The organism is uncultured Parabacteroides sp. (genome assembly GCF_905196875.1).
Classification (GTDB): domain Bacteria; phylum Bacteroidota; class Bacteroidia; order Bacteroidales; family Tannerellaceae; genus Parabacteroides.
Map to the genome: position 1 here is coordinate 1 of NZ_CAJJWO010000007.1, position 13,720 is coordinate 13,720.

General features: G+C 43.4%; 10 protein-coding genes. 1 reads left to right on the top strand and 9 read right to left on the bottom strand.

Annotated features, from left to right (window positions below; translation table 11 throughout):
- From QZ076_RS04100 to QZ076_RS04140, 9 genes are all read right to left on the bottom strand, one after another.
- A partial coding sequence (locus QZ076_RS04100; protein WP_365324550.1) for an FtsX-like permease family protein occupies positions 1-1,414 on the bottom strand: 1,414 nt, incomplete at its 3' end.
- Entirely contained in the window at positions 1,371-2,063 is a 693-nt protein-coding gene (locus QZ076_RS04105) for an ABC transporter permease (protein ID WP_293710571.1), read from the bottom strand. The genes QZ076_RS04100 and QZ076_RS04105, both read right to left, overlap by 44 nt.
- Before the next feature lie 190 nt (positions 2,064-2,253).
- Positions 2,254-4,611 (bottom strand): ABC transporter permease, encoded by a 2,358-nt coding sequence (locus QZ076_RS04110; protein ID WP_293710572.1) that lies wholly within the window; start codon positions 4,609-4,611, stop codon positions 2,254-2,256.
- A gap of 41 nt (positions 4,612-4,652) precedes the next feature.
- Positions 4,653-7,031 carry an ABC transporter permease gene (locus QZ076_RS04115; protein ID WP_293710573.1) on the bottom strand — a complete coding sequence of 793 codons (2,379 nt, stop codon included), beginning with the start codon at positions 7,029-7,031 and terminating at the stop codon, positions 4,653-4,655.
- A gap of 706 nt (positions 7,032-7,737) precedes the next feature.
- Positions 7,738-10,065, bottom strand: a complete 2,328-nt coding sequence (locus QZ076_RS04120; protein ID WP_293710574.1) for an ABC transporter permease — start codon at positions 10,063-10,065, stop codon at positions 7,738-7,740.
- 128 nt (positions 10,066-10,193) lie between these two features.
- Entirely contained in the window at positions 10,194-10,874 is a 681-nt protein-coding gene (locus QZ076_RS04125) for an ABC transporter ATP-binding protein (RefSeq protein ID WP_075558021.1), read from the bottom strand.
- 230 nt (positions 10,875-11,104) lie between these two features.
- On the bottom strand, positions 11,105-11,608 hold the full coding sequence (locus tag QZ076_RS04130; RefSeq protein WP_293710575.1) for a DUF5024 domain-containing protein: 504 nt from the start codon (positions 11,606-11,608) through the stop codon (positions 11,105-11,107).
- 30 nt (positions 11,609-11,638) lie between these two features.
- A complete protein-coding gene (locus QZ076_RS04135) occupies positions 11,639-12,220 on the bottom strand; it encodes a hypothetical protein (protein WP_293710576.1) in 582 nt (193 codons plus the stop codon).
- A 5-nt stretch (positions 12,221-12,225) separates the two neighbouring features.
- Positions 12,226-12,720: a sigma-70 family RNA polymerase sigma factor gene (locus QZ076_RS04140; RefSeq protein ID WP_293710577.1), complete on the bottom strand. Its 495-nt coding sequence runs from the start codon at positions 12,718-12,720 to the stop codon at positions 12,226-12,228.
- A gap of 587 nt (positions 12,721-13,307) precedes the next feature.
- Between QZ076_RS04140 and QZ076_RS04145 the strand changes: the two genes are divergently transcribed.
- Positions 13,308-13,634: a hypothetical protein gene (locus QZ076_RS04145; protein ID WP_293710578.1), complete on the top strand. Its 327-nt coding sequence runs from the start codon at positions 13,308-13,310 to the stop codon at positions 13,632-13,634.
- Positions 13,635-13,720 lie beyond the last annotated feature (86 nt).

The following is a 13,720-nucleotide window of genomic DNA, read 5'->3' on the forward strand; positions in this document are numbered from 1 at the left end:
ATACGGCGACCACCGAGATCAACACCGCGATCAGACTAAACAGCGTAATCAATGAACTCAGACTCTCCTCTTTTTCATACAAAGTATTTAATACCTGGTCGAAGAACTTCACATCAAATGGATAATCCGGATGAATCTCATTCAATACATTCTTTACATGACTCATTGCTGACGGCAGGTCAGAACCGGCCTTTACCTTAATATAAGCATACGCAGCACCGCCACTATATCCTTTACCACGTACATAAAAAGCCATAGGAGTCACTTCCGTACGGAACGAAGCGAACTTTATATCCGGAATAAAACCAGCTATCTCAGCTCCATATATCTTATCTCCCAGAGTCATATCATATAGTTTTTTTGCCCTCTCGTTAAAGATATAAACCCCGTCAGTCGTTAAAGCATCCTCTTCACGAAAATCCCTTCCCTCAATCACAAATATATTCATAACCTTAAGAAACGATGGATCTACGGGCATGCACTGAAACTGTATAGTCTCGCCATTTAATTCGCGTCCCCACTCCATATACTGATCCTGGCTGGACAGCATAAACTCGCCATAAGTGACATCCGCTATACCAGAAAAAGACTTTAATCGGCTGCTGAAAGCATCCGAACTCTTCAAAACAGGTGCCGTCAGGTTCGTTACGATCACTTCATCCTTATCATAGCCAAGCGGACTACTTTGCATAAAATGGTTCTGCAGATACATAAACATCGAACCGATGATCAATGCAAAAGAGGCAATAAACTGTACGCTAATAAGCACATTACGCAATCTCCGCCCTTTCGGTGACAAACCGAAACTTCCTTTCAGAACCAACGCCGGAGAAAAAGAAGTCATATAATAAGAAGGATACAAGCCGGCCAACACTCCTGTCAGCAATGCGATCAAAGCCGTTACGGAAAGTAACAACGGATGAGCGGTCAAAGACATATCTGCATCCACCAATTTCGCTATCGGGCCACTACCTGCTATATAGACCATCCACAAGGCCAGTAAATAAGCCACCACACTGACACAAACAGCCTCCATCAATAGTGAAAAGCGCAGTACACCGTCCGAACTACCCAATACCTTCTGCGTATTAATACTTTTCACCCGCATAGGTGTCAGCGCCGTACTGAAATTGGTAAAATTTATACCTGCAATAATCAGAATGACCAATGCAAAAGCAAAAAGTACCAGTACCGTCTGCCGGCTCGATTTGGGAACCATATCGAAAGTCACATCCGTAGCATAATGTACATCTGGTAAACGGGTCAAACGGAAATTAGGCTCACCCGAATACCATGACATATTCTTCCCCAGATTATTCTCTTTATAATAGGTCAGAAAATCGCTCACCAGATCCTTTGCCGACTCTGGATTATCGAGCCGGATAAAAATTATAGCTCGAATTACCCCAATCATGTAAATCCTGTTTATCATCCATCTTTATAAAGACAGCATTCTGGATGATACTATTAAGGGGAAGATCGCGGTAAACGCCGCCTATCGTGTAATTACCTTCTGGTGTAGTGAAGAGGCCGGCCAACCTCCCTTTGCTTTCTTTGGCCATAATCTGCCGGCCGACCACCGGTTCGCTTCCGAATAACTTCTGCGCCATATTTTCAGGGATCAGCATCTTACCCGGTTCCTTCAGCGCATCTACTGAACCTTCCAGTATATCAAAATCGAATACATCTGTAAATGAAGGATAAACAGTCATAGTTGGTTCCTGATAGAAGTTTTTCTCCCCTCCCTTATCAACCGAATAAAATGTTTCATTATAAAATGGATAGGTGAGCGCCCCTGCAACGATATGCGGAGAGAAATTGATAAAAGCATCAGCTATCGGACGCGACACAACAGCTTGTGTCGATGTCTTATCCCATTGTATTTCGACCCGGTAGATATTATTGGCATTCTTATGGAATGTATCGAAGTTCTTATCATAGTCGACTTGCATCATTATTACCATAAAAGCGGTAAAAGCTACCGACAAACCGAGGATATTAAGTATGGTTGCCATCTTGAAACGACGTAATACACTAATAAAATTCCGAATAATAGTTTTCATTGACAGATGTATTTTTAGTCAGAACAGTTCAAATCGCGTGCCAAAACAATTAACTCACTAATAAACAACAAATTGAAAACACAAAACATTCCATTACATGTCTAAATATTGGACACTGGTGTAAAATAATTAGACATCATCATAATTATATTCTAAATGAAAGACCAAATCAATATCGTCGACCTGTTTTCTAATTATCCTTGATATTCTCTACCGGATTGGATATGGCAGCCTGGTAACTCTGAACAAATACTGTAACAAAAGAGATGATCAGGCAGAACAAGCCGGCAACGGCATATATCCAGGGAGAAAGTTCGATGCGATACGAATAATCGGTCAGCCATCCGTTCATAAAATGCCAGATCAGCGGTATAGCGATGATAAAGGCAACCGCCACATAGGTCAGGAAAGCTTTCACCAACCGGATCAATACCTGTGCATTGGTCGAACCGAATACCTTACGTACTGCTATTTCAGACGAACGCTGCTGGATAAAATAAGTCGACATTGCCAACAATCCTAACAACGAGATCAGGATCGCGATACCGGCAAAGATCACCACGATGGTCAGTGTTCTTTCCTGCACGGCAAACGACTCCTCGACCTGTTCATCCATAAACTTGCCGGTAAAATCCATGCCGGTTACCTGTTTATAGGTATCGGCCACTTTCTGACGGGCGACATACGGGTCACCGTTCACTTCGACAAGGATATTCCAGGGCTTTTCATCGAGATCTTTCGCTTTTTCTGTCAGGATGACGATTGTCGGACTGTTCTTTTGCAGAATGTTACGTAGCTGGAAGTCTTTCACGATACCTGCCAGCGGAGGAGTTCCCCAATGGGAAAGGTCTACTTTCTCTGCATCGTCGGGCAGTGCCAATGCCCGCATGGCGCTTTCGCTTATAAAATACCTGGTCGTACCGGTCACCTGGTTATCGCGCAGGAACTGGAAGCCGAGGATGTCGGCAAAGGGTTTGTCACAACGGATCATCTGGTAGCTGATCTTCTTACCATCCGCGTAACGGGCGGTATAATTCATTCCCATATTGAAAGGCGTACCTAATCCGGCACCGACCCGATTAACGCTGGCTAGTTGTTCCAGCTCGTTCATAAGCGTGAAACAAGTTTGCTCGTCAGGCAGTTCCATGCCGTTGATATCGATAATGTTAGTCGTATTGTAACCCAGAGGAGCCTTAATCATATATTTTACCTGCAAAAACATGGTGAGCGAGGCGGCAATCAGACAAATGGTAATAGTATTCTGAAAGACAATGAAGAACTTGCTGAATACCATCTTCGTCTGCTTACGGAACGTGCCGCGTACTACTTCGATAGGCTTTGCATTGGAGATCACAATGGCTGGCAACAGTCCGGAAATAAAACCGGTTAAAGCAATCAGCAGTATCACGATCATGCAGTTCAACGGAGTGAACATGCCAGGCAGATCGATCTTTCTATCCAGCAGATTTCCAGCATACGGAGCAAATACGAAAGCCAGCAGCAGTCCGAACAGAAAAGAGACTGCCGTCATCAGCGTCGATTCCATGATCAGACGTGAAAAGAGTTCCTTACGTGATGAGCCTAGCAAACGGCGGGTAGCCATCTCTTTGGCACGGAAACCTGTTTGTGCCACCGTCAGGTTGACGTAGTTGATAATAGCGAAGATCAGGATGAGCAGACCTACAGACATCAGGATCATGACGAACTGCCAGTTACCACGCTCAATGGTGTACATACCCCAGGGACTATGTTGCTCCCAGAAATAGAGTTTCTTCAAGGGTACAAAATGGATACCCTTTGATTTGTCTTCTTCAAATGACCGAAGGAAGGTTGCGAAATATTCGCGGATATCGGCCGAGCGGGCAGTAATGTCGGCACCTTCACGTTGCATCACGAAAACATTGGTAGCTCCGTAACTGTTATAGTTGCCGAACATTCCTTCATCCTCTGCCATAAGATGAATATTTTCGATCCGGAAGAGGATATCCTGATAAGGGATAACCGAATTGCTGATATCTTTCATAATCCCGTTGACCGTCAGTGATAACTTATCATTGATGCGGATCGTTTTACCCATCGGATCTTCATCCGCAAAATAACGGTTGGCAAAAGACTGGGAGATCACGGCAGAGTTTCTGGCTGCCAATACGGTATTCTTATCTCCTCTCACCAGCGGAAAACTGAAGAAGTCGAAGAAGGTGGTATCGGCAAGCATCAGGTTGGCGGTCAGGTTCATATCGCCTTTCTGAAGCGGCGTTTTATCAAAAACGCGTGTCATAACATGACAAACTTTTTCAATCTCCGGATAATGTTCTTCCAGGCGGTAACCTATCTGATAGGCAGAACCCATATATTCACCATCAGTCAGCACATAGGTACGGTCTACGTTTTCATGATAGCGATCGGTCGTCAACTCGCTGGCTACATAAGTAGCAATCAGGATAACGAACATTAATGATATGGACAGACCGAACAAGTCGATGATGGTGTATCCTTTATTCCGTCCCAGGAACTTAAAGAAGGATTTCAAGTTTAGCAGATTACTCATATTGCATTATTATTTATTCATTATTAATTATTAATTGTTCTTTATTCACTCTTTACACTGTTCACCGGATTCTCATTCGCCGCTTTCCAGTTCTGGAAAGTAACCGTCAGCATGGTGATCGCCGCCACAAGGACAAAGGCCAGGGCAAAAACCCACCAGTAAATCGGTGTCTTGTCAGAAAAGTTCTCCAACCATTTATGTACCCCGTAATAGGCAAACGGGATGGCAATAATGAAGCAGATAACAACAATTTTCAGATAGGCTTTATTGAACATATTCAATATCTCGCCCACCGTTGCTCCGAACACTTTACGTACTCCGATCTCCTTCCGGCGATATTGTGTCTCGAAAACAACCAATCCAAAAACCCCCACGATCGACAATACGATAGCCAGCAGGCTGAACAAAGTTATCATCTTTTTTAAATACTGTTCCTTATCATAGAGGTTATCTAACATCGTATCGTAGAAGTTAATATCAAGCGGATAGGTTGGATCGATTTCTGCCAGCGATTGCCGGATATGGTCTATGGCCTCCGCCATATTCGTCCCGGCATTCAGACGGATAAAGGAGACGGACATCGTCTCTCTCGGATCGACAATGAAAGAAACGGGAGTGCCCGACTGGCGGAGCGAGGTAAGTTTTAGATCGTTTACAAAGCCGGCTATGCGTGCTTCACCTTTCCAGAATTTATCGAGGGCGTGCCCGGCTTCCAGCTGGAATGTCTTTTGGGTGGTACTGTTATATATAAAGGTAAGGACAGAATCGCGACCGTCCGACTCGGTGAAATCGCGACCATCGATCACCGGAATATCCATCACACGCAGAAAGTTGGGGGATACGGTAATCCAGGGTGTGTTGATCTCTTTCCCATTGTAGTAGGTGGAGCTAGTGGAGTAAACATCTTCCAAGCCGAATTTCTGGTTGGAAAAAGCTACGTCGGCAATACCGGAATAGGATTTTAATTTGTCGACATATACGTCTTTGGCATTTTTGTAGATATTCTGGTTCAATGTAACCACTGCGATCTGGTCTTCGTTGAACCCGCGGTCGAAAGAACGCATATACTTATTCTGTATCTGGATGAATGAAGCACCGATAATCAGGCCGATCGACACGATATACTGAAAGCCGATCAGCACAGTGCGCAGTTTGCGCCCGGAAGCAGACAAGCCGAAACTACCTTTCAGCACCAAGGCGGGTTGGAAAGAGGTCATATAGCATGCCGGATAGGCACCGGCTGCCAGTCCCAACAGCAAGGCGATCGCTCCCATTATTACTAATAAGTAGAAATGGTTTAACGGATTCGTATCGGCTTCCACAAATGATAATATATTCATCCTGTTTAAGAAGAAAAGCAACAGGAGAGATAGTATAAATGCCAGAATACTGATACCTGCAGCTTCTGTGATCAGTCCGCGGCGTAAGCTTCCAGTGGTGCTGCCCAGTACTTTCTGTGTATTGATGCTCTTGATTCGCAATGGGGCTAGTGAAGTACTGAAGTTGGTAAAGTTGATCCCGGCGATAATGATTACCAGGAATGCGATCAGGATGAGTAAGCGTACTGTTTCAGGGTTACCTTCTTTGAATACACCTTCCTGCAGGCCTTTGACATAGTAGGTGTCGGCCACGGGTAATAGCTTCAACCGAGATGTTTCGGGGAAATCGTGTGAGGCGTAATCAAAGGTTTTATTGAATGTTTCTTCCACTATTTCCTTCGAGTCGGGTGAGTCGAGCAAGACATATCCGATAAAGCCTTGCGAACCCCAATTATTCTCCAGACTCTTATTTATCTTTACATAGATAGCGTTGTACATCTGTGAGTTGGAAGGGAAGTCCCGGTAGACGCCCCCCACGGTGAAGGTTTTTATATCTTCCCGCATATAGACTTCTTCATTCATGTGGAGTTGCTGTCCTACAGCGGGTTCATTGCCAAAGAGCCGCTTTGCAATGCTTTGCGGGATCAATGCTTTCTCTGGATCCTGCAAACAATTGTCATCCCCTTCCAGCAGGGTCGGATTGAAAACCTGCAGTATTTCAGGTGTACAGGCAGAGAACTGTTCGATAAAGCCGTTTTTCTTTCCATCCTTCTCGACTGTAAAATACATTTTCCCATTAAACTGTGCCGCCAATGCTGTAATCAATGTACCGGCTTTAATATGTGGTGAAGAGGTTGTTACAGCCTCCATGAAAGGGATAGGTAAAATGGCTGCATAAGGATCATCCACATCTTTATGGTGTTGAACACGGAAGATCCGGTCATAATCGGGATAACACCGGTCGAAATTATATTCATATTCGACCTGCATCATAATCACCAGAAAAGCAGTAAAAGCAACGGTCAGCCCTACTATATTCAGAAAGGACGCCATCTTGAAACGGCGTAGCACGTTAATAAAGTTTCGCAATATCGTTCCCATCAGTACAATGTTTTTTGTTATTTCATCTTCTATGCTTTTCTAATGTTCAAATTGCGTGCCAAAACAACAAACAACTAATTATCAGCCACATATAATTAAACCCAATTCGACAACTGTCAAAATATTAGACAGTCCTGTCTAGTTTTTTTACATGTAACGGAACCGGAGTAGTAAAGCATGATAATTCATGTCTTTTTGTAGATACGGCTTATATAGAACTATAGAAAAAAACACTTACGCTTTTGAGGTGAAAAGTATAAGTATGGTTCTCGGCAAGAAGGATCTGTTTTGTATTATAACCTAATGGAGCCTTTGTCTATTTATTGGACACAGGAACGGACGATCTCAATGAACCTTTCCGGTTCTTCCAGATTGGGTGAATGTGCGGAGTTTCCCATTGTGTAAAATCCTTTATCCGGAGCGGATATCCGCTCACTATATTCTTTGGCCAACCGGTATGAAACCTGATAGTCGTACTTACCCTGAATAATGTAGACCGAGATCCATCATGACAGCAGCCATGGAGCTATTCTCATGTTTTATTCCGATTCCGTATTTATTCATCAAGAGAGAACGTTATCTACCGTACAAAGGTAACATATAAGCCTATACGATCAAGATACCCACGCTATTAATAAACAAAAACAAAGGCGGATAGTCATTCTTATAAATAACTTCCGCCTTTGGATTTATAATACTCGTATCGTTATTTATTAGCAATGCTATCCACCGGATTGGCATTTGCCGCTCTATGGCTCTGGAAAAAGACTGTTACAAATGATATGAACAGACAGAAAACTCCGGCTGTAACAAAGATTAGCGGGTTTAAAGAGATCCGGTATGAATAGTCGGATAGCCACTGATTCATAAAGTACCAGATAACCGGGGTCGCAATTATAAATGCGACGCCAACATAAATCAGGAACGAACTGATCAGACGCAGCAAAACACCACGGTTATCAGAGCCGAACACCTTACGAATGGCTACCTCCTGCGAACGTTGCTGGATAAAGTAGGTCGACATGGCCAGCAGCCCCAGCATGGAGATCAGGATCGCTATCCCGGCAAAGATCGAAACGATCTTGGTGGTACGTAACTCAGCCTCGAACGACTTTTGTACCTGCTCATCAAGGAATGTCCCATCAAAATCCAATCCGCCGGAAGCATTTTTATAGATATCACGTATCTTTTCGAAAGCAGTATACGGATTACCCTCTACCTCTACAAGAACAGACCAGGGATATAAATCCTTCCGCTCATCGATACGCACCATTGCCGGACGAGTTTCATCGGTTATATTGCCTTGTTGAAAATCGCGGACAATACCAGCAATCGGCGTTGCCTCCTTATTCCACCGGAAACTAGGCGCATCCAAAGGGAGTTCCATATCCCTCATGGCTTTTTCGGTTAGATACCAACTCTTTGCAGCCAGTTTGTTGTCACGGATTATCTCATATCCCAACATATTAAAAGCTGCACTATCCATTATGAATTGCTGGAAACCCAAGAATTTACCCTCATAATCGGAAGACATATTATTACTTCCGCTAAGAGGCATCCCCGCTACCAGACCTACCCGCTTAACGAACGACTGACGGCCAAATTCATCGATCGCGGCATTGCGATCGGAATTGTTAGCGAAGTTATTTCTTATCTCCAGGATATTCCCCGTATTGTATCCGAGCGGTGCGTTGATCAGGTGATACGATTGAAGAATCATCACAATGGAAGCTGCAATCATCGCAATGGTAATGGCATTCTGGAAAGTGATGAATATCTTACTGAACACCATCTTAGTTTGCCGGCGAAATGTTCCGCGCACAATATCGATCGGCTTGACTGAAGATATAAGCACCGCAGGCAACAAGCCGGAAAGAACACCAATCAACACGATCAACGCAATTGCAGCAACGATCCAGACCGGGGTAAAGGTTGCCCCCAAGTCGACCTTTGTCTGCAACAGGTTATTGACGAAAGGTACCGCCGCATAAGCCAACAACCAGCCTATACAGAAAGATATAACCGTCAGCAAAGTCGATTCTTCCACCAACCGCAGGAATAACTCACTGCGGGATGATCCCAGCAGGCGCCGGGTGGCCATCTCTTTGGCACGCTGACCGGCCTGAGCCACCGTCAGATTGATGTAGTTGAATATAGCGAATATCAATATCAGGATACCGACGGAGAGCAATACGATCACGAACCGCTTATTACCAAACTGGACGGTACCGAATCCCTCCGAACCGCTAAAATACAGATCATGTAAAGGCATCAAACCGACCTCTTTCCACATACCCTGCTGATACGGCCAGAATGATTCTTTGAAATAACTAAGTATATCATCGACCTTCGGTGTCAGGTTGGCACCCGGTTTCATCATCAGGAAAGGAACGGCCGCACCAGCGTTTCCGGGATGATCCATGCTTATCGAACCATTATATTCATTCGCCCGCTCGACACGCATCAGCAAATCGGCATAAGGGATGGTCGAATTTTTGATATCTTCCATGACACCGCCAATCATATAAGATGTGGAATCGCCGATCACGATACTTTGTCCTACCGGGTTCTCTGTGCCAAACAGTTTATTGGCAAAGGTACGCGACAGAACGACATTGCCTCTGTCTTCCAATGCCCGTTTGGCATCCCCTTCCAGCAGTTTGAACGAAAAGAAATTGAAGAAGCAGGAGTCGGTTGCTATTACTTTTGCGGTTAACTTTGTCTCATTCCTTTTTACGACTTGTGGGGCGACTCCGGCTGATATGACCGGGCAAACCTTTTCAATCTCCGGATAACGTTCCATCAGCTTATAAGCGATCGGCAAGCCGGATACCGGTCCCATATCGCTGGTTAACACATAGATGCGGTCGCCATCGGTATGAAACTTATCGACCGACAATTCCTGCACCGTATAAACAGCGATCAATATAACAAACATCAACGATACGGACAATCCGAACACATCGATGGCTGTATAAGCTTTGTTCCTGCTGAGAAATTTCAGGAACGATTTTATGTTTAATAAATTGTTCATCTTCTTAGTTGGCTTATTGTTTTTAAATCAGAGCGAGAGTAAAAATCATATCCCGCCTTCACAGGTAGGATATGTCCATGTTTATTCTTTTTAAATTTAACTATATGTGTGTGTCTGAAAAATCATAATTAAATAAATTCGCTCACTGATGAAACGATGCTACCGTCGAACAGGTTGACAATGCGATGGGCGAAACTGGCATCGTGTTTGGAGTGGGTCACCATAATAATGGTCGTTCCCTCTTTGTTCAGTTCTGTCAACAACTGCATAACTTCAGCACCGTTTTTTGAGTCCAGGTTACCGGTCGGCTCATCCGCAAGGATGATCTTCGGGTTGGAAACGACTGCACGAGCGATGGCTACACGCTGCTGCTGACCTCCGGAGAGCTGCTGTGGGAAGTGGGCAGCACGGTGGCTGATGTTCATACGTTTCAGAATATCGTTCACCATCTGTTTACGTTCGGATGCTTTCACTTTCAGATAGGTCAAAGGCAACTCTACATTTTCGTAAACGTTCAGTTCATCGATCAGGTTAAAGCTCTGGAATACGAAACCGATATTACCTTTGCGAACCTGTGTACGTTCCTTTTCTTTCAGGTGGCCTACTTCCTTATCGATCAGGTAATAATCTCCTGAAGTCGGGTTATCCAGCAACCCCAGAATATTCAGTAAAGTAGATTTACCGCAACCGGAAGGTCCCATGATAGCGACGAATTCACCATCCTTTACCTCCATCGAAATATTATTCAATGCTATTGTTTCTACCTCTTCAGTACGGAAATGCTTACTTAATCCTTCAATTTTAATCATGGCTATTTATTATTAAATTATACAATTCTGTTTGTTTTATACTTCTGCCTATACAAGGGCAAATAGTGTGCCAAAAGTGGTAAATAATTAATAAACAAACAACTAGAACAAAAGCTATTTTAGCGATGTGTCAAAATATTAGACAGTGGTGTAAATTTATTAGACAGTAGAAGGTATAAAACAAAAACATTCCGCCTTCACAGGTGGAATGCCTTCTAATATAGTACATTTTAGTCATTCGATATAAACATCGATTTGGTATTGGTATCATAATCAAACTCGAAAGAGCCAGAACCTAAGTCAAGATAGGCACCTCCAATTTTTTTAGGATCATAATCGAAACGTTCGATCTTGCTGACTGTCACCTTGCCGGATTTGGAAACAGACAACGAATAGGATATGTCCGTTTTTCCACTTCCAAAGCGGTAGAATGAAGGCAACAGTTTCCCACTCTTCTTGTCATCAATGATTTTATATGCAGCACTTTTATCCTTTTCAAAGGCTGCCACAAACTCATCCAACAATTTCTGATCGTTTGAGAAAGTAACCGTTTTGATAATTTTCTCCGTCTTTTTCGTCTCCCGGTTTTTGTTATAGATCACGTTCATATCGATCGTATCCATGTTCTCGCACTTTTTCATAAGAGCATTCAGGGTTTCCTGTGCCTTCAAACCCTCCGTCATACCTCCTACTAAAAGGATTACACACAATAAAATAATTTTCTTTGTTTTCATACTGTTTTATCTGTTGATGATTAATACTGTTTATTCGTTATATATGATCCACTTCATTTCCTGCCGGAAATACTTGTTCGGATTCTCTTCCAGGATTTTCCGGTAAGGGTTAGTTGCATTCACCTCCCTTTCATGGAGGAGTTTTTCTTTTTGGTTCACCTGATAGTCTACTTGTTCGGCCTGTTCCTGCTGAAGTTTTGCTTCACGAAGCGTATATTCAAGCTCCGGTAATATTTTATCCATGTCGGTAATGCGTACACCATTACGGACAATGTAACTTCCTTCATAAGGATTGAATGGATCCGGACGGTTATTTTCCCAGAAATAAACCAGAAAGGCCAACAAAGAAGCGGCTACACAAGCGGCCGTCCAGAACAATTTTTTCACAGGTGATTTCCGGAAGAAGCGTCCGCTTTCTGTAACCGGTTCATTTAACTCATTCTTGATCCCTGTCTCAAAATATCCGAATACAGCCTGATAAGGTCGAAGTGCTTCCGGTACATCGGGACCCGTGAAGAAGGAATATAGCACCTGTTCTTCTGCATTGGAGGTTTGCCCGTCAAAGAAACGCTCCAGCAAATATTCTATATGTTTTTGTTTTTCTGTTTGCATAACTGTTACATCTTAAAATATAATTCTTTAACTCGTCTTCTGGCACGTGAAAGATTCATTCGTACCGCATCAGGTGTGCTTCCGGTAAGGGCGGCTATCTCTTCTACTTCGCACCCGTCTACATGTTTCATACGGAGAATTATCTGCTGAAGTCCGGGTAGCCGGTCGATGATACGCATCACCTGGTTCACGTTGTCTTTTTGCTCCAGTTCAGTATAAGGAGTAACCTCGTCGCTGATCAATTCCGACTCGTTCAGTGCCTCTTTCTGTCGGAGTTGGAACGACTTCAAGCGGTTCAGACACAAATGCTTTGTTATCTGCATGGCCAGGGCCTCAACGCTGTTATAGCGGTCCAACTCTTCACGAATATACCAGAGTTTCAGGAAAACCTCCTGTATGACGTCTTCCACATCTTCCGGATCATCCAGCAGACGGCAGGCACAGCAGGTCAGCTTCTTCCGTAACGGTACTACTTCTATTTTAAACTGTTCTTGTTCCATTCTACTATAAAGACAACCGAGGTGGGAAAACATAACATGGAAAGGCAGAAAAAATCGGTTTCGGTAAAAATAAAAAAAACATCCAACTTTCACAAACAAGATGTCTCATACCCTTTAATTTTACAACTCAATGTCAACACTCAATCAAACAATTTATCATTCAATGACCGGACGACTGTCATCGTCTCCCCCGTCCTGCGGGATAAGAGATTATTCTTTAAACAAATGGCAGGAAATATGATTAATTCCGCCAGCGGGTATATAATAATCTTTCATAAATCTGTCAGTCATAATTTTTGCTATTTCAAACCTATATTTTACCTTTGCTGCCATTACCGGGGAGAAATCCGGTATAATGTTATAGAACATTTAATTATCCGTAGACAAAACTGGAAATTTTACTAAGGTGATATTTAGATGTTCGTGCCACGCTTATGTAATTTTTGTTACGATAAGTGGGGGTACGGGCATACTATGTATTCTCATCTTAGGGGTATTCCAGTACCTGTCTACGGGGTTTATGTATATGTTACGTGCCCCTTTTTTTGTGCGGTCGCGGACATATCTGACTTTAAATTCAATAAGATATGAAAAAGAAAACACTAGTACAACTTCGCCACATCGCCAATCGCATCCCGAAACAATTCCCTTACGAGATTGCCACCTTCCTCTGCCCCTTCTGCGATGAATGGGAATTCGCTTTTTTAAACGGTTGCCTGATATTTATACCGGATGGAAAACCAGTACTCGTCATGCCGATAAACACTATTTACGGTACATTAAACACTAACGATACCCTTTATATCCTTTGTAATAACGGAGCTCTGCATTATTTCGACCGGATGACACACCAGCATTACGTCACTTTCCTCGACAACACGGAGGAAGACTTTTTTTGTCGGACGTCCAACTGATGCTAATCAAACGAACCGGAAACATTGTTTCTGAGACTTTGTAGCACGTGTAACTCCCTGGAAACAATGTTTTCAGGGAGTTACTG

What these genes read in the sequence shown, in the direction of transcription:
- QZ076_RS04115 (WP_293710573.1), bottom strand. Translation starts at nt 7,031, where the DNA reads ATGGGAACGATATTGCGAAACTTTATTAACGTGCTACGCCGTTTCAAG.
- QZ076_RS04110 (WP_293710572.1), bottom strand. Translation starts at nt 4,611, where the DNA reads ATGAGTAATCTGCTAAACTTGAAATCCTTCTTTAAGTTCCTGGGACGG.
- QZ076_RS04105 (WP_293710571.1), bottom strand. Translation starts at nt 2,063, where the DNA reads ATGAAAACTATTATTCGGAATTTTATTAGTGTATTACGTCGTTTCAAG.
- QZ076_RS04140 (WP_293710577.1), bottom strand. Translation starts at nt 12,720, where the DNA reads ATGGAACAAGAACAGTTTAAAATAGAAGTAGTACCGTTACGGAAGAAG.
- QZ076_RS04120 (WP_293710574.1), bottom strand. Translation starts at nt 10,065, where the DNA reads ATGAACAATTTATTAAACATAAAATCGTTCCTGAAATTTCTCAGCAGG.
- QZ076_RS04130 (WP_293710575.1), bottom strand. Translation starts at nt 11,608, where the DNA reads ATGAAAACAAAGAAAATTATTTTATTGTGTGTAATCCTTTTAGTAGGA.
- QZ076_RS04145 (WP_293710578.1), top strand. Translation starts at nt 13,308, where the DNA reads ATGAAAAAGAAAACACTAGTACAACTTCGCCACATCGCCAATCGCATC.
- QZ076_RS04135 (WP_293710576.1), bottom strand. Translation starts at nt 12,220, where the DNA reads ATGCAAACAGAAAAACAAAAACATATAGAATATTTGCTGGAGCGTTTC.
- QZ076_RS04125 (WP_075558021.1), bottom strand. Translation starts at nt 10,874, where the DNA reads ATGATTAAAATTGAAGGATTAAGTAAGCATTTCCGTACTGAAGAGGTA.